We start from the raw sequence: 16,700 nt of genomic DNA, 5'->3' as shown, positions 1-16,700 counted from the left end.
TCCAAATATTATCCCCGGAACGCCTGATAAACGGTGATCAGGGGATATTCAGCAATTTCAATGCGCTATCAGCCAGTTCCATAATTTCCATTATGCCGCAAAGTTAAAATGTCCGGTGGGTTCTAATTCGAAGCGCGACTTTGTTATAACAGTGGCTCATCGCAGCAAAGGAATTGCCCATGAACCGACCGTTTCGCCCCTATTCCCAGATCACCCTCGACGAACGTCGCTAGATCGAGCGCTGGCATGCTGTGAAGCTCAGCGTCGATAGTATGGCCGAGAAACTCGGACGGCATCGTTCAACGATCTTTCGCGAGCTGAAGCGCAATCGCTTCGAGGATCCCGAGATGCGTGAACTTTCGGGCTATTACGGTCTGACCGCCGACGCCAGATCAAAGGAACGGCGGCGCAGTCTGCGCAAGCTCGTGCGGCTGCCATAACTGCGCGAAGCGATCATTGAACGCATCCGCCACGGCTGGTCACCGGAACAGGTCGCCGGCCGCCTGAAACTGGAAGGCGGCCAGCATGGCATGACGGTCTGCCATGAAACGATCTACCGGTTTGCCTATTCGAAGGACGGCCAGGCGATCAGGCTGTGGCATCACCTGCCGGAGCGACGCGCCCGGCGCCGGCATGCCCGACGCCGCCATGGCCGCCGAATCAGTCCGGAGCTCAACATTCTGCATCGGCGCGCCGCTAGCGTGCCGATGCTCCACCTTGGTAATTCTCGTAGACTATGGCTGGGTCGATCGTAAAAAGCTCCTGCGCCCTCCCCACACCTCTCAGCGCAAACCTGCCAACGCATACAAGTTTGGCGCGCAATTCGGCAGGCAGCGCCGCCGCAAAACTTTCTGAAATGAGAATGTCCTGGTCGACGGACCGGCACATCGATGCGATCCGACTGACTTCATTGACCGCCGGCCCAACGACTGTAAAATCCAGACGGGTGTCGCTGCCTATATTGCCGTAGAACACCTCGCCGATATGCAAACCGAGATAGACCTTTGTCGTCGGCTGGCCGGCAGCTTCCCTTGTCTGGTTCAAACCGATGAGCCGCTTCCGCAACGCCTTCTGCGCCTTCAGAGCCGCAGTACAGGCCGTCGCGGATCTCGCCGTGTGTGAAAATTGCCAGCGTTCCGTCGCCGATGAGCTTGAGGACATCGCCCCCGGCTTCCTGTATCGACGAAATGACGGCCTCGGCATAGTCATTAAGCATCGGAATGATTGCATCGGGTGATGCCGCGTCGGAAATCCGGGTGTAATCCCTAAGATCGGAATACCAGAGTACTGCTTCGATGCGCTCGGCGGCGCCGCGGTTAATCCGTCCAGCCAGCACACGCTGCGCGGCATCACGGCCAAGATATACGTCGGCCAATGTTCGGACGATACGCGTTAATGAGGCGCATTTAATGGCCAGTGCCAAACCGCGCGTTAATCGCCTCAGCGCCGTGATATCACTATCCTCGAAACCGTGCGGGTCGTCCGTTGTCCACGACGAATAGAAGCAATCCATTTCGCCGATGCTGCCTTCCCTTGAAAAGTGGTGGATTAGTGCCAGGTAGTCGGTACACCCCTCGTCTCTCAAGGTGACGAGATGCCGAAAAGCTGGCGTCTCGATTATTTCGAGGCGCTGACGCAGTTCATCCTCACCAATCTGCAAAAGATGGAAGAATGTTGAATTCTGCCAGTTTTCTGCACTCTCGCCCGATTGGGACGAACCGTACTCTATAATTGGTTTTTCAATCTTCCCGTCTCTACGCCAGAGGAAAACCCGCCCTTCGTAGATTGGATGAAGTGTGTCAACAAACGCATTGGCACGTTCGAGTTTGATGCCCGCTGCGATACAGCGCTCGCAAAAGCCGTTCACCAATGCGGTTTCAGACGTACCACACAGGCCTTGGGTATCGAGCCAGGTTTCGATTTCAACAATATCGGCTTCGGTCATGCTTTCGCACCCATACTCGGTTTGACGAAGGGGTAACACGTTCCGCCTGTTTGACAAAGGTTTCTGGTCACCCGGTAAATGTTGGAATTTGCTGTTTGCCAAACCCGCCGTGATCATGAGTACGCGATTCAACATATTGTAAATGCGAACAAAATTTCAGAACAGGGGTATCGAACAGTGTGCTAAAGTTTGGCAACAGCGCTGAACCCTCCACGATCTCAGCGAAGCGGTTCCGTGAGAGAACGATGTCATCCGTTTAGTTAAACAGTCCCGTGCTTAGGGGCCGCGGAGATGCCGCATATCAGAAATCGTATCGATCTGCGATACGTGGGTTATTCGCGCGGCGGCGGCCCGCTGTTCTTCAGGTTGATTTGTGGGATTCTCAAACTTTTCGATGGCGCAGACCTTCAGGTTTCCGGTGAAAAGAAGACCGCCGATCGGAAGAGCAGGTTCTGGGGGGATCTCTTCGTGCCGGATACTGTCCTTCGGCACATGCAACTTATGCTCAACGCCGGCAGTGCCTCCCGCGAGCGTTAGTGACAATGCAGGTTGCGCTTCCAGGAGTGCAGCGCCGTAGAGGAATTCGAAGCTCAGCATCGACACAAGGAACTTGTAGGTCCCGTCCCGCACACCACCCTTAAGGAGCGCAGCTCGATGAATATCGTCGCCCAGACGAATGTCAAGTGGAGGTATCCGCGGTTCGCAAACGTAGGCGAGAGCGAGGAGTTGCCCCTTCTCAACCTCAAAGCGCAAACGGTCCCGGCCAAGATCAACCGCGGCGACGGAGAAACGGCGATTGCTGTACTCCACCGGTGGTCTGCCCATCCTCTTGCCGAGCTGAGTGCCGTCAAGTGCACGCGCCCCAGCAAAGTGTTCTGGATCGATGGCTGTCGGCAGTGCAGCGCCATGACGCGGCGTTTGCAGCGCTGGTTCCAATTGGTCGGCTATCAGGTTGGCAACAATGGTCGTCGCCACCGGGCGCGCATAATGCCCTTGATCGGAATAAAAGCTCGGATGGCCGACAACTTCCCGCCCGTAGCGCTGCATCAGTAGCTGCGAGACGTTGACACAGATCGTATCGTACCATTGCGAGATGTAGTTAATGCCGGCATCGATTGACGGGACAGCATTTAAAAATGAGCCATTGCGTGCGCCAAAAACGAGTGTTGCAATCCGAAGGTTGGGATTGCGATCAAGAGCGAAGCGGATAATCCCTTCATAGAACCGGGCCCAGTGGCGGAATGGACGACGCTCGTCGCCATACACGAAAGCGTCGTTGAGCGCGTACTCGATCAGCAGCAGATCACAATCGGCGAGTTGGTCGTGTATCTTGAGCTGGTAGAGTCCGAATGCACTCGTTGTGCCGCCGACCGCGAGATCTGCCGTGACGTCAAGTTCTACGCCGCGCCGTGCCATCGTAGACAGAAGCGACGGCAGGTAGCCGGGCAGCATTACGGTGTTCGAACCGCCGATGATGACAGTCTTGAGTTTCATGGCGTCACCGCCATTCTGCCGGCGGGGGAAAGCGTGCCGCAGCGCCAAACGCTATAAGGTGTTGCATCCCAATTGAAATAGTAGGCTGCTTCGACGCGTCCAGCTTGCATCAGTTCCTCAAAACGGCTCTTGGTTGCCCGAACAAGGCGCTCGCGGGAACGATCATCTCCGGAACATGACGTTGATTTGTTGCTAAAGCCCCATTCGGTGATCCAGCACGGCTTGCCGTCGGGTTTTGTGCCACAGATCGAGAGCGCTTGGTTCATGTGTTGATCGCGGGCACTGGATGAACCGCCACTGCCCGGATAAATGTGGATTCCGTAGCCATCGACTACTTTGTCGAGTCCATGCTTTTGCAGGAGCGACGTAAAGGCCGACGGGTCGATGCTGTCAATGCCACGACGGTCGGCGTCGGCAACAGGAATATCGGACAGTCCGGCCGAAATGACCTTGGCCCCGGCACTGTATTTCGTCATCGCGAGTTGTTCGCGCACCGCTTTCAGCAGCAGAACGTAGTTCGCCGCGCCACGCTCGACAGTTTGCAGATCGTTGAGCTCCTTTAGCGAACGGGCCGTCCTTGTCTTCGCCTTGGATTTTACTTCGAGATCGCCATTGTAGGCACCCCAATTGATTTCGTTGCCGGTTTCGACGGCAACGAGAGGGACACCGAGCTGATCGATCTTCTTCAGGGCATCGCCGACTGCCGACCGGAATAGATCCGGAGAAATATCAGAGAGCCGATACATGTCCCATATACGTCCATGGCCAGATCGTGGCTTCGTTCCAGCGGGGAAATATGCGGGATTGCTGAGCGGTATCTCGAGCAGGATAGCGAGGCCTTTCTCATGGGCGATACGGATCGCATCGATGCTGGCGTCGATTGGTTTGGTTAAAGACAACCGCACGGACTTGATTCCGTTGTTTGCTATCGAAGCCAATATGTTCTCTCTTTCAGGGGATGGAAGCCATGCGATGTTGACCCGATTAACACCAAACCGGGCATCGTCTGATGCGCCGGACGGCGTAACAAAAGTCGCTGCGGCAAGAACCGCGGCAACAGCGAGGTAAATGCCTCTGCTGATGCCGCGCCGAAACCATCTCATGGCCTCATGCTCCCGGAGACCCTGTGCCATTGAAGACAACTGTCATCGAATTCCGATATCCTTGAGTGCTGCATTGAAATTCGCCTCGCAGGCAGAATAGCGGTGTATCGCTGCGGGTACGTCAATCTTGGAGAGGAAGTCCTGCAGGTAGGCCTTCTTTTGCGGTTCACGATTCCAGACCGATGCCTCGATGTGCGGGAAACCGACAAAGTCGAGCATCTCACGCATGCGATCATCAACTGCGATCATCAGGGCCGGGATGCCCGATTGCATACCGATGATGGAACCGTGGAACCGGCGACCAAAGCAGAAGTCCTGCCCCGAAACCCAACTACGCCATTTGTGCGTATCAAAGAAAACGAGATAGTCGCGCTTGCGCTGCCACTTCTCGGCATGCTTGTACTCGGTCGGTGCCGTAATGCGGCTTGCCGCCTGGTCATAGACTTCCGTGGTCTCGTCCCCCACCATGTTCATGTTATAGACGATAACCTCATCCTGGATGACATAGCTCGCGGTGCTGTCCTTGTGCAGTAGAGCATGGGCATCGACGATCGTGTCGGGAACACTGCCAAGATAGCCGCCGAAGGCGATTTTTTGCGATTCAGCAAGCTCCGGATCAGCAAGGCGGCTAAGCGATCGCTTCATCGCATCGGGCGCGTAATACAGCGATGGACAGCCCGTCGGGCGAACGTACTTCATGCCTTCCGCTTTCAGGAATTCAGCGGTGAAATGTCCTCGGGTCAGGAAAAAAGCGTCCTTTTTCTTGAGAACGTTGAGGAAGCGATGGGTACCCTCGGGCAACTCGTTCTTGAGGTTCTCCTTCTTCTGAATGCCGATGCCCATGACAACGATAGGCATGTTGAGGCGCTCGAAGACATAAGACTCAGTCATTGCCGCATAGCCTGGCCGGAGCAGATTGGCCGACGCAAACAGGCAAAGATCAAAACTCTCGTTCAGCCGTTCATACGTCTCGGGCGAATTAAGGCTGTTTGCAAGATGCCAGAACGGAACGTAGGTTACGTCATGACCGCGTACACTATTGGCAGCACCTTCCCCGATGAGATAGTTGCCCGTGTTGGCGATTTTCTTGACCTGGTCAATGACATCTTTTTTCGTACGAACGTTCTCGAAATAAGGGCGGTGCTTCACGGCCGCTCCGGAAACGCTGTCGACGGTCCGCATCAAATATGATGGGATGCCTGTGATCATAATTCTCATGTTTGTCCATCTTACGTTTGGAGGGTCAAGGCACGGGGTTGGGATATCACCCGATGCCAATCTCAGTTAGAACCGAGCGGAAATTGCGCTCGCGATCAGAATATTTCTCGATTACCTGTGGGATATTCATATTTGCCAAATGATCGGCAACAAATGCCGAGCGATCATTTGCTGCATTGAGGTCATTGGCCTCGACTTTTGGCAACCCGGAAAAGTTCAGCATCTCACGCATGCGATCATCGACTGCAACGATCAGGCTCGGGACACCTGCCTGAAGCGCGATAACGTTGCCATGGAAACGCCGTCCGAAGGCAAAGTCCATCGAAGACGTCCAGGCCCGCCACTGGTTGGTATCGAAAAAGGTATGAACCTTGATTTTCTTTTTGAGCTCATCCGAACCCTTGAAGGAAAGGTCGCCAATCATCTCGCCCGAAGCAGAATCGTAGACACGGCCATCCTCGTTCGGCTCCACCTGCATATCGAAATGCAGAAGCTCATCCTGAATAACGTATGACGACCGCCCGTCATCCGATGAAAGCGAATTCATATCGCCGATCGTATCAAGTGCTGCGCCCATATATCCCGTGAAAACTGTACGGCCCTCCCCCACCTTCACATCCGGCAGGCGGCGGATTGCCCGGCGGACATTTGCCGGCATGAAGTACATGGACGGACAGCCCACCGGCCTGACGAAGGAAAACCCCTGGCTCTTGAGAAACGAAGCCGTCTCTTCTCCCCGCGTCAGGAAGTAATGCTCTTTCTCCTTCAGGACCTGCAACAGCCGCTGCGTGCCCTCTGGTAGCGATTCTTCTAGATCAGGCCGGCTCTGAATGCCGATACCCAGCATGACGACCGGCATATCCAGTTTGGAAAGGACCAGTGCCTCGGCGTCAGCGGAGAGGCTTTTTCGCAGAAGGTTGGCGCAGGTAAAGACGCAGATATCGTACTGTTTGTTAATGTTATCGAGGCCGGTTCCGTTGTTAACTGCGTTGTAAAGGTGCCAGAACGGAATGTGAGTGGCATCCGGGGACAAGGCGCGCAGCGCCCCCTCTCCGATCAGATAATTGCCAGTGTTGCTGATATTCTTGAGTTCGCGGAGATACGCTTCCTTGCTTTCGGGCTGAGGTTGCTTTTCCGAGTAAAAGACGTGAGTGTCGTCCGCCCTCTGCACGAGACGCGTGAGATGACCTGGAATGCCGGTTAGAAGAATTCTGGGGCTCATAGGGTTCACTAAAACCTTTCTAGTGGTGGTCACGCAACAGCACGGCTCGAAAGCGCGGCGGTGGCATTAAACTCCGGTGTGGGTTCGGCCGTGGCCGTAATACGCTGGTGCGGGTTCGCGGGCTCGATCGTATTGCTCCACGCGATGAAACTGGCGAACGACGAGCTCCAGGACCGCTGCGCCGCCGTTGCGAGCGCACCTGCCGCTGTACGGGCAAGAGCGCTCCGGTCTTGGGCCAGGATCGTAAGAAGCCGAACAATGTCTGTTACGATCTGAGCGTCATTGCCATTCTTTATTAGAATGCCGTCCTGGCCGTGCGTGATCAACTCATCGACCGCGCCAACCGCAGTCGCTGCAGCAACGCAGCCAAGCTGCTGCGCCTCGGCAATCATCAGCGGTGCCCCTTCCCAGCGTGATGGCATCAGCAGAACATCAGCCCACGCGAGATGTGAGGCGATATCCTTACCGCCGAAGACAGGAGGCGAAACCTTGACACCAACATCTTTCAGACGCGTCATCCAGGATGAACTGGGGTCGTCGGCAAGAATCTCACCACCGATTGCCTGGGCTTCGAAAGCAATTCCCCGTTCACGTAGCTTGATGATAGCGTCATACAGGCGATCGATGCCCTTTTGCCGGTCGAGCCGTCCCATGTAGAGGATCCGAATTGGCTCATCCGGACGGCCCGTCACCCGGGCGTCGGTCACGTGCGCCCGGAGTTTTTCATCGATGGAAAAACTCGGGGCGTTCGGTACGGCAAAGATCTTCTCGAATGGCACGCCGAAACTGTGCAGATAAGTCTTCAACTGCTCCGAACAGGTCAAAAATGCATCATAAGCATGCTCGAACGCGATTGCGGCGTAAGGCTGCCCTGCCCGGCGGCGAAAGACCGTCTCATCCACGACGTGGAGATAGCACGCAGTGCGGGTTCCTTCAGAACGAAGCTTGGCCATAAGCGGATGGGCAGCCATGACGTGGTTATTGACAATGAGGTCGAAACCAGAGAGCTGGCCCCTTAGTCCCGCCCAGTCAAGCTCGTGATCCTCGGTGATAAAGTCCTGGCCGAGGAATCGGTTTGTATCGCCCCACGCCGGAATGCCGTCCTTCCAGAAATGCACATAGTCAAAAGCCTGATCAAACTCATCAAGCACGTCCATTCGAGCCGAACCGAGCACGAAAAGGTGGGTTTCAAAACCCTCCTGCTTGAGTTCTCGTCCGGCCGCATAGGCTACTTTTTCCGCCCCACCGAAGGAGGCGTTTGGTACCAATACCGCTGCGGTCTTTCGCTGGGCGCTGTTGTGCGCCAAGGGCAGTATCGGTGATCCGCCAAGCTCGGTCCTCAGTACCTGGTACATTTCGGACAGGCCGTGGAGACGTCGCGGCCGCCATGTCCAGCGCGTGTGGGCCGTTTGTTTGAGCGGGCTGGTAGCGATCGCAGTGACCAGATTAAGCATCGCCTGCTCGGGCCTCGCCAGCGACCGCCGCTGCCGGGCCTTCGGGAACGGGAAACGGACTTTAAGGCGCGCAGATGTCGGCCAGACCTGTTGACTTCCGATCGACGAAAACCAGTCGAGGGCGTTATTCTCGATGACGTTCTGAATGAGCTTGGTCGAAACGAAGATCAGGTCAGCCGCACCTTGCCGTGCGCCAGAGGGTAATATTTCCGTGTCGATACGCCGCTCTGAATCCACGTTGCCGAGTTCGACGAATACGATGTTGGCTTTTTCTGAGAGCCTTTCGAGATGGCACAGGATATTTGGCAGGAGCCGCGAGCGTGTCAGCAGTTTCAGTGTCTCGGCACTGCATGCTGCGAGGAACGGCGGGAAGTGGAAATTGTCAGGTTCCCCGACGCTGCCCCAGAAGGCGCGAATGGCATCGTCAAACCCTATCTCTCCGGCCGCGTGCGTCGGATCCGTGAACGTATCGAGCGTTCCCTCGCCGGTGCGAATAACGGCATAGCGCGGGCATTCCTTGTGCTCAAATCCTACCAGCGTTGGCCGGCGAAATAGTGCTTTGTGCCGTTTTCTTAAGAAACTGACCGACGCTGAGCGGTCGCGATTTGCTTCCTTAAAGCGGCTTTCGGCGCGTAGGCGGTACTCGAAGCCGGTATCGTGGCAGGGCTCTCCGACGAAACCTGCTTCGATGGCCGAGAGCCAGAACTCCCAGTCCTCGAAGCCGTTCTGACGATTGTCGTCGAAGCGAACTCCACTTTTGAAAACATTGACCGAGATCATCGAGCCCGTGTCACAGATATTGTCGGTAATGCAATGAACGAGGCGCGAATAACTGTCGCCATAATGAGCACGCCAGTTCACAGAGAATGTGTCGATATTTGTATACACCCAGCCCGCACCACTCTCCACGAGGCGGCGATAAAGTGTGTCCACCGTATGAGGGAAGACCCGATTATCGGCGTCAAGGAAGTAGATCGCCTTGGTCTCGGGCAATTCTTCGAGAATGTAGTCGATCGCACGGTTGCGTGCACCGCCTGGGCCAGCATTCGCACCAAAAATCACGTGGATCTCGGGGTGTGATGCCGCGTAAAGAGCCAGTTCATCAAACACTTCGTGGCGCGGGTCGCCGTCGACTGACACCACAATGGCGAGGCGAAGGGCAGTTGCAGACGCCAGCGCCGACTCCAGCGCTTCAAGAACGAGTGCTGCATGGCCGTACAGCGGCATTGCAATGGCAATCAGATCCTGAGGCTTATCTTGCATTGGCCATCTCCTGCACCGGACGGGCCTCGAGGTGCTTGACCAGCCTGAAATTGAACACCTTGAGCCAGGAGAAATCGACCGAGTCCGTGGTTGCCTTGCTGAGAACCACAAGGTCCATTGTACGGGCAGCCGGTGTATCGAGCATGAAGTTGATGTCGATCGGCTGCTGCGCCGTGATCTCGGTCCAGCCGCTGAAGAGTGCGTTGGGGCGCGTATCGCCCGGACGATCGAGTGCCGCGATCTCCCCTTGATGTCCGCCGACAGGCTCACGAGCAAAAATCCGACTGCGCCAGGCTGACCTTCTGGATGGTCGATCATTGCACGTGCCGACACACGAACTGTACCAGGCGCCACGACCCTTCGGACGGCGCCAGCGGTTATGCCTTCGCTGAGCGGGTGACAGACGATTGCGTCTTCATGCTCCAGGAAGCGTACGGTGGGGAAATCCGGCTCAATGGAACTAACGGAGACATTGCTGATCCCTCGAAGAAGTTCGACCGGCAAACGATAGTCTTCAACCTTGCGCCCCGTGATCAGCGCGGTAGGAACAAAGACATTGGGAAGCGTTGTCGGGCGAACGCCCGGCAGACCGGTGAAGACGCGGAAGGCGAGCGGCCGCATGTCCAGATCGGCGTGAGGAATTCGTGACTTGGCGGCGTAGCGTTCACTGGTGATGACATTGCCCAAGGAAAGTTCTGGCGGAACACTTCCAGTTGCGGAAATCCTCAGCCGCAAAGTGCGATGACCGCCATCGCAGGCTTTGGGCAACGAGAAGAAATTCCAGTCTGCGACGATGCTGCCATAGGGAATTATCCACTCGGCGATACCTTCGCCGGTTTCGACATAATCCAAAGTGACAATGAGCTGGCCGGACCGGCCCGACGGCAAACTGCGGAAATGCAAGGCGAACCCGGATACAGCGTAGCTCGATACGGGAAAGAGCTGCTCGATTTCCGATTCACGCAGGAGGCTGGCAAAGCCTTCATCCTTGGGATCGACGCAAGGATCATGATTAAAGATTTCGGTTACCGAGTCCCAATTGCGCGCGTGAAAGGCGTTCTCGAGGGCACGGTAGTTTTCGAACAACGTCTCTCTTTCAGCGCCGCAGCATGGCCAGCTCGGTATGAATCCGCGTCACGTGGCCGGTTAAACGATCCAATCCGCTTTCCAGCACTTGCGCCACGAGCGCTGCTTCAGCGTTGATGGTCGCGGTGTCAAACCGGATAATGGGGACGTCCGGCAATGATTTGAATCGGTAAAGCCGCTTGAGAGAGGCCTGCAACTCGGTAGCGCCGGCGTCTGAAACGGCCACACCGATCAACGGAAAGGCGTTGAAAAGATGCGTTTGATCCGCTTCCGTTTCAACGAAAACAATGAGATCGCCGAGCGGCGAGGACTCAAGGGCGGCCCGATCGCGGCTGGAAGCGATTGCGTAGCGATTCCGGCGGGGGTGTCGCTGAACGATCGAAGGCAAGGGTTTGTTCAAAATGGACATCCAATGTGTAACGAGAATTTGCGCAAGCGATGCCTGCACCTTTGCATTATGAAAAAATATTGCTTCAGTAATGTCAACACAATAACTGTTTCCATTGTAGCAAAATGTAATACATCAATAGAATTGAATTGTTTCAAAATTCAAAATAATTTAGATGTACTTTTGTGTGCGCCGCACCATTAAGGAATAACGGCTCTATATCCACCGAAGCGAATCTCATAAGAGGCGGGAAGTTTTTTATCAAGACTGTTGATTACGCGGCTCGCAGCATCGCACCGATCAACGATCTCTGCCTTGAAAGGCAGTCGATCAGTCGGAAGCGACTCTCTATTGTTCTGCGCGCCGCGATCCTCATCGGCAAAAACGCCTTAGGATTGTCGAGTACCCGCAGGAGTGTGTCGGCAAGAGCGTCCGTATCATAGAAGGGTACGAGCAGACCGTTCTTTTCAGACCGGATGACCTCTCGTACAGGCGGTGTGTCGGATCCGACAATGAGCGCACCGCACGCCATCGCTTCGATCACTGACCACGACAGAACAAAAGGATAGGTCAGATAAATGTGGGCGGAGGAAATCTGGTAGAGCTTACGCAGAAGATCGTGTGAAATAGCGCCCGGAAACAGGATCCTGTCAGCAGGGATGTCATGCTCGGCAAGGAGTGCGTCCTTCCAAGAGCCGCCGCCGGGAGGTGACGTGCCATAACTCACCCCATCACCGCCGACAAAGACAAACAGTGCATCCGCGTTCTTGCGAATGACTTTTGCGGCCGCTTCAAGTGCCTGCGGAAATCCGCGATACGGTTCGAGGTCCCGGGAAACGAAAGTGATGATCGGTGGATCACCCGCTTTCAGGACGCGCCCGTCAGGCAATTTCAAAGATGCATGCAAGTCTGGACGGAACCGGATCGTATCCACACCTTCATGACACACTGCGATCCGGTTCTGGACTGCCGCAGGATAAAGGCTTTTCTGCCAATGGGTCGGACTGATACCGCCATCGATGGCTTCCAGCGAGAGGAGCTGCGCGATGTTGCGCAGTCTCAATCTTTTTCGGGTTTCCGTGTCTGGATTGTCGTCCGGGGCGAAACCGACATCGGCACCTTCGGCCCTGTAGAAGAATTCACAATATCCCAAAGCCGGGACACTCGGCAGGACATCCTTGACGAACATCATGCTGCCCCACCCTATGTGTCCTACGACGATGTCCGGCCGTTCGCCATGACGTGCCATTGAATCGAGCGTTTCCGCAACGCGGTGACCAATACGCACATGATGGTCGGGAATTCCCATATGTCTTGCCATCTGTCCGTCGGTTCGAGGACCTGGCTCAACCCTGTGCCTGATGACGCGGACCGATGGGAGCCGTCGGTCCACTGTTTCACAAATTAGGCTGACGTCGTGCCCGCTTGTCGCGAGATGTTCCGCCAGCGCTGCGAATTGACCAAAGCCACGCCTGTGAACAAAAGTCACATGCATGCACTAGGCCCTTTCAAGTGACACCGGGCAGTTGAGCGCGCCATTAGATACCGTAGCGTGCCGCATTGCCCCAAACCAGTTCGAGTCTGTGCAAAGTCTGGAATGCGATTTCCAGATTGCGCAGATCATCAGCGTCCCTGGCGAGAATGCGGTTGTACGCACCGCCTGCGTCGCGCAAATTTGCACAGAGTTGCTCTCCTTTTTCCGTTACTCGAATCCTTGCAGACCGCTTGTCACGTTGAGATGCTACCCTGTCGATGTATCCCCCGTCAGCGAGCTGCTTGAGATAGTAAGAAATGTTGGAGCCGACATAGTGCCCCCGGTCCAACAGTTCGCCCACGGAGAGTTCGACGTCGCCAATGGCCAAGAGAACCATCGCTTGCGCCGGGCCAACATCGTCGATTCCCAACTTGGCCATTTCGGTTCTCAGCAAGCTGGCGAAGCGGCGATTCACTCTTTCTATCATTCTAGCCAATTCGAAGTGTGTCACCACAACGGTATGAGCCGGATGTCTATGTGCCTGTTTTTTTGCGGTAATTTCGGGAAAATCAGCGACCTCAACATCGCCAATAGATGTTTCGACTTCCACTTCACTGGGTAGAAGCGTTTGTATCATCTCAGTCTCCATAATCAAGGTTACTTCAAAATTTGAAGTAAGTTGCAAATATTTTCTCGACCCTCCTCCACTCTTATTTCCCCACTATGAACTTTTTTCTGTCACATTCTGCACAGTAATACTTTACTAGTCTGTAGCCCTAGACGAAGGTCCTATGGCTAACCGGCAGCTGTGTCATTTCCAAGGCAGATAACGTATGAACGATACTCCTCAAATCAATGCAATTGGCAAGAGCGGGGTCGGAAAAAAAGCGATGGCGTCACCGATACCGACGCCTGAAACGCTGATTTTCCGGGCGCGCCGGGTCTTTCTGGCTGGCCTGCTCTATGCTGTGTTGCTGAGTGCGTGCATCAATCTTCTGCAGCTTACCGTACCGCTGTATATGTTGCAGGTCCATGACAGGGTTCTCAACAGTCAGAGCCAGGACACGCTGGTCATGCTGACCGTTTTGGCCGTGGGAGCTCTGATCGTCTTCGGCGTTCTCGAGTTCATACGTTCCTTGTCGTTTCAGGCGATGGGTAGCGCGCTTGTTCGCCGGCTCAATCTCCCGGTCCTCACAGCAGCTGTTCAAGCGTCCGTCGACCAAGGGTTGCCAAAAGCCACGCAATCCTTGCGCGATCTTACGGAATTGCGCGCCTTTTTAAGCTCATCGGCCGTAAGCGCGCCCCTCGATGCGGCATGGTCGCCAATTTTCCTTGGTGCGCTATTCCTGATACATCCCGTTTTTGGGATAATGGGTGTTGTCTCTATCGTAATCCTCGTTTGCTGCGGTGTGGTCACCGACCTTCTGACCCGCAGCATGATGAAGGACGCAAATCAGGCGAACGTCGAGGCCATCTCAAAAATCGGCGGTACATTGCGTCACGCTGAAGCCATTGAAGCAATGGGCATGCTGCCCGCTTTGGCAAGGCGGTGGCGATCGGCACAAATGAATTCGTTGGATTTACTTGATCTTGCCGGCACCCGCAGCCGTGCCATGGCCTCTATCGCACGTACACTTCGCTTTATAATCCAAATTGTGACGCTTGGGGCCGGAACCTTGCTGGCAATGCAACAGGAAATCACACCCGGTGCGATGATCGCCGTCAGCATTATTGTCGGCCGGCTCCTGATGCCTTTTGATCGGATAGTCGAGACATGGCGGCAATGGGTGCTGGCGATCGGGAACTGGCAGCGCATCCAGTCCCTGCTCGCGCAGAACCTGGCCGTACGCCAGACGATGCCAACCCCCAGACCCCATGGCGACTTGATTGTTGACAAACTCATCTATGCCGCCCCAGGCGTTGAAATGCCAATTATCAAAGGCATTTCCTTTAGCCTTTCGCCGGGCGAAGTTCTGGGTATCGTGGGCCCCTCCGCTGCCGGCAAATCGACGCTGGCGCGTTTGATGATCGGGATTGTCAAACCCACCTCCGGCGGTGTTTTCCTTGATGGGAACAATGTCTATCTCTGGGAGCGAGGGTCATTCGGAGAGATTGCCGGTTATCTGCCCCAGTCGGTGGCACTTCTTGACGGCACCATAAAAGACAATATTGCCCGCATGGGCGAAAGTGATCCCCACCGCGTTCTTGAAGCGGCGAGACTTGCTGATGTGCATGAAATGATCGGGCGATTGCCGCTCGGTTATGACACACCGGTCGGGGATGGGCGGCTCACCCTTTCGGGTGGCCAACGGCAACGTATCGGCCTTGCGCGATGCCTTTACAACCGCCCGCGTCTGATCGTTCTGGACGAACCGAACGCCAACCTCGATGCGGTTGGGGAAAGAGCGTTGATGCGGGCGATAGAACAGGCGCGTGACGATGGAGCGATCGTCGTGATGATCGCCCACCGACCTACCATCATGCAGGTGGCCGACAAACTGCTTGTCCTTGAGGAAGGGCGCATTACGCAGTTTGGCCCGCGTACAGATGTCGTTGCGTCCATTACTCCGACAAACCCGAAAATGGGAGCAGCAGGATCATGACCGGCAACACCAACCTGCCCAAACGCGTTGCCCAACTGCTAGCGCCGCGCGCTGCATCAATGGGCACACATCTGCCAACCAAATTCGGAACGGTGAAGCCGGAATGGGTTACCGATCTTGAGGAGGAGGATTCGCGTTCTCCGCTGCGGCGGCTCGTCATTGCCGGAATGACGACGATCCTGATCGCATTTGGCGGATTCTTTGGCTGGGCCTACTCAGCAGAACTGGGCAGCGCTGCCGTTGCTATGGGAACGGTGATCGTCGATTCAAAGCGCAAGACCGTCAGTCATCTCGAGGGCGGTATCCTCGATCGCCTTCTGGTGCAGGAAGGCGATGAAGTAACCGTTGGTCAGCCGTTGATCAGGCTCGATGACACGAAGGCACGCTCCGAGTTGCAATCCCTGCAAAGCCGCCGCGTCGGCCTGATCGCCAAACTGGCGCGTCTGCGGGCGGAACAAGCCGGTGAAAGGGAAATCACATTCCCGAAGAATTTTGGCGAGGTGGGCGACGTTTCCGCCGATGATGCCAAGAAGGCCGAACAGATTTTCTTCCAAAAGCGCTACGCCCAAAAGCTGAGCCGCATCGATATCCAGCAAAAGACCATTGAACAATACACTGAGCAGGCGAAGTCGTCGGACGCACAGATTGCGGCGACTGACCGGCAGATCGAATTGATCACCGAACAGCGCAACGCGATCGCGAGCCTCGTTGCCAAGGGTTTCGCGCAAAAATCGAAGCTGACCGAGATCGATACGAAACTGAGTGAACTTGCCGGAGACCGCGGTGAATACGCTGGTGAGAAGGCAAAGGCCGGGCAAGCGAAAGCTGGCGCTGAATTTGCGCTGGCAGGCATTGAAAGCGATCTGCAATCGGAAATCGCCGGAGAAATTACAACAAGCCAAGTTGAGCTTGCGGATGCAGAAGAGCGGATTGTGGCAGCAAAGGACGTGATGCGGCGCGTGGAGGTACGATCACCGCAAGGCGGCATTATAGCCAATATCCGCTTAAGAACGCCGGGCGGCGTCGTGGCCCCAGGCGAAGCAATACTTGATATTGTGCCAGAGAAGGAGCCGATGGTTGTTGAGATGAAGGTGAGCCCGCGAGACATTGACAGCGTGGCGCCCGGCTCTGCTGCCCGCGTTCGCCTGACGGCTTATAATCAACGCTCGCAGGCTCCGCTTGAGGGCAAGATCACCTATGTCGCTGCCGATCAGGTTCTGGATGAAAAAACCGATACGGCTTATTTCATTGCACGCGCAGAAATCTCACCGCGAGCGCTGGCCGATAATCCCTCAATCAAACTTTATCCGGGTATGCCGGCCGAGGTGCTCATTGTGCACAAGGCACGCAAAGCGATCGACTACATCGTATCGCCGATTTCCGAAAGCTTCGACCGTGCGTTTAGAGAAGAATAATTCGAGAAGTTTGGTGCAGAATGTCGCACTTTGTG

9 protein-coding genes and 3 pseudogenes are annotated in these 16,700 nt (G+C 55.5%); 3 read left to right on the top strand and 9 right to left on the bottom strand.

Going from position 1 to position 16,700, the window contains the following annotated elements; all coding sequences use genetic code 11:
* Nucleotides 1–233: 233 nt before the first annotated feature.
* Nucleotides 234–689 (top strand): annotated as a pseudogene (locus tag N8E89_RS26725) (transposase); the annotation flags it as partial.
* Nucleotides 690–696: 7 nt separating this feature from the next.
* Here the strand turns inward: N8E89_RS26725 and N8E89_RS26720 are convergent.
* From N8E89_RS26720 to N8E89_RS26680, 9 genes and pseudogenes are all read right to left on the bottom strand, one after another.
* A pseudogene (locus tag N8E89_RS26720) lies at nt 697–1,945 on the bottom strand (adenylate/guanylate cyclase domain-containing protein).
* A gap of 276 nt (nt 1,946–2,221) precedes the next feature.
* Complete coding sequence (locus N8E89_RS26715) at nt 2,222–3,439, bottom strand: SGNH/GDSL hydrolase family protein (protein ID WP_262263578.1); 1,218 nt, start codon at nt 3,437–3,439, stop codon at nt 2,222–2,224.
* Nucleotides 3,436–4,542 (bottom strand): glycoside hydrolase, encoded by a 1,107-nt coding sequence (locus N8E89_RS26710; protein ID WP_262263577.1) that lies wholly within the window; start codon nt 4,540–4,542, stop codon nt 3,436–3,438. Before N8E89_RS26710 ends, N8E89_RS26715 begins: the two co-directional genes overlap by 4 nt.
* Before the next feature lie 42 nt (nt 4,543–4,584).
* Nucleotides 4,585–5,760, bottom strand: a complete 1,176-nt coding sequence (locus N8E89_RS26705; RefSeq protein ID WP_262263576.1) for a galactoglucan pyruvyltransferase — start codon at nt 5,758–5,760, stop codon at nt 4,585–4,587.
* Between the two features lie 46 nt (nt 5,761–5,806).
* Nucleotides 5,807–6,982 carry a polysaccharide pyruvyl transferase family protein gene (locus N8E89_RS26700; protein ID WP_106666548.1) on the bottom strand — a complete coding sequence of 392 codons (1,176 nt, stop codon included), beginning with the start codon at nt 6,980–6,982 and terminating at the stop codon, nt 5,807–5,809.
* 29 nt (nt 6,983–7,011) lie between these two features.
* Nucleotides 7,012–9,699, bottom strand: coding sequence for a glycosyltransferase (locus tag N8E89_RS26695; RefSeq protein ID WP_262263575.1), 2,688 nt, complete (start codon nt 9,697–9,699; stop codon nt 7,012–7,014).
* A pseudogene (locus tag N8E89_RS26690) lies at nt 9,689–11,194 on the bottom strand (DUF6212 domain-containing protein). Before N8E89_RS26690 ends, N8E89_RS26695 begins: the two are co-directional and overlap by 11 nt.
* 253 nt (nt 11,195–11,447) lie before the next feature.
* Nucleotides 11,448–12,668, bottom strand: a complete 1,221-nt coding sequence (locus N8E89_RS26685) for a glycosyltransferase family 4 protein (protein ID WP_262263574.1) — start codon at nt 12,666–12,668, stop codon at nt 11,448–11,450.
* A gap of 43 nt (nt 12,669–12,711) precedes the next feature.
* Nucleotides 12,712–13,281 (bottom strand): MarR family transcriptional regulator, encoded by a 570-nt coding sequence (locus N8E89_RS26680; RefSeq protein WP_162707300.1) that lies wholly within the window; start codon nt 13,279–13,281, stop codon nt 12,712–12,714.
* A 256-nt stretch (nt 13,282–13,537) separates the two neighbouring features.
* Between N8E89_RS26680 and N8E89_RS26675 the strand changes: the two genes are divergently transcribed.
* Both N8E89_RS26675 and N8E89_RS26670 read left to right on the top strand, forming a co-directional pair.
* Nucleotides 13,538–15,250, top strand: coding sequence for a type I secretion system permease/ATPase (locus tag N8E89_RS26675; protein WP_262263573.1), 1,713 nt, complete (start codon nt 13,538–13,540; stop codon nt 15,248–15,250).
* Between the two features lie 59 nt (nt 15,251–15,309).
* Nucleotides 15,310–16,665 carry an HlyD family type I secretion periplasmic adaptor subunit gene (locus N8E89_RS26670; RefSeq protein WP_410010492.1) on the top strand — a complete coding sequence of 452 codons (1,356 nt, stop codon included), beginning with the start codon at nt 15,310–15,312 and terminating at the stop codon, nt 16,663–16,665.
* Nucleotides 16,666–16,700: the final 35 nt, after the last annotated feature.

The organism is Phyllobacterium sp. A18/5-2 (assembly GCF_025452215.1).
Classification (GTDB): Bacteria; Pseudomonadota; Alphaproteobacteria; order Rhizobiales; family Rhizobiaceae; genus Phyllobacterium; species Phyllobacterium sophorae.
Note: the sequence above shows the minus strand (reverse complement) of the source record. Positions and strands in the feature narration are given on the sequence as shown.

What these genes read in the sequence shown, in the direction of transcription:
- N8E89_RS26715 (WP_262263578.1), bottom strand. Translation starts at nt 3,439, where the DNA reads ATGAAACTCAAGACTGTCATCATCGGCGGTTCGAACACCGTAATGCTG.
- N8E89_RS26710 (WP_262263577.1), bottom strand. Translation starts at nt 4,542, where the DNA reads ATGAGATGGTTTCGGCGCGGCATCAGCAGAGGCATTTACCTCGCTGTT.
- N8E89_RS26705 (WP_262263576.1), bottom strand. Translation starts at nt 5,760, where the DNA reads ATGAGAATTATGATCACAGGCATCCCATCATATTTGATGCGGACCGTC.
- N8E89_RS26700 (WP_106666548.1), bottom strand. Translation starts at nt 6,982, where the DNA reads ATGAGCCCCAGAATTCTTCTAACCGGCATTCCAGGTCATCTCACGCGT.
- N8E89_RS26695 (WP_262263575.1), bottom strand. Translation starts at nt 9,699, where the DNA reads ATGCAAGATAAGCCTCAGGATCTGATTGCCATTGCAATGCCGCTGTAC.
- N8E89_RS26685 (WP_262263574.1), bottom strand. Translation starts at nt 12,668, where the DNA reads ATGCATGTGACTTTTGTTCACAGGCGTGGCTTTGGTCAATTCGCAGCG.
- N8E89_RS26675 (WP_262263573.1), top strand. Translation starts at nt 13,538, where the DNA reads ATGGCGTCACCGATACCGACGCCTGAAACGCTGATTTTCCGGGCGCGC.
- N8E89_RS26670 (WP_410010492.1), top strand. Translation starts at nt 15,310, where the DNA reads ATGGGCACACATCTGCCAACCAAATTCGGAACGGTGAAGCCGGAATGG.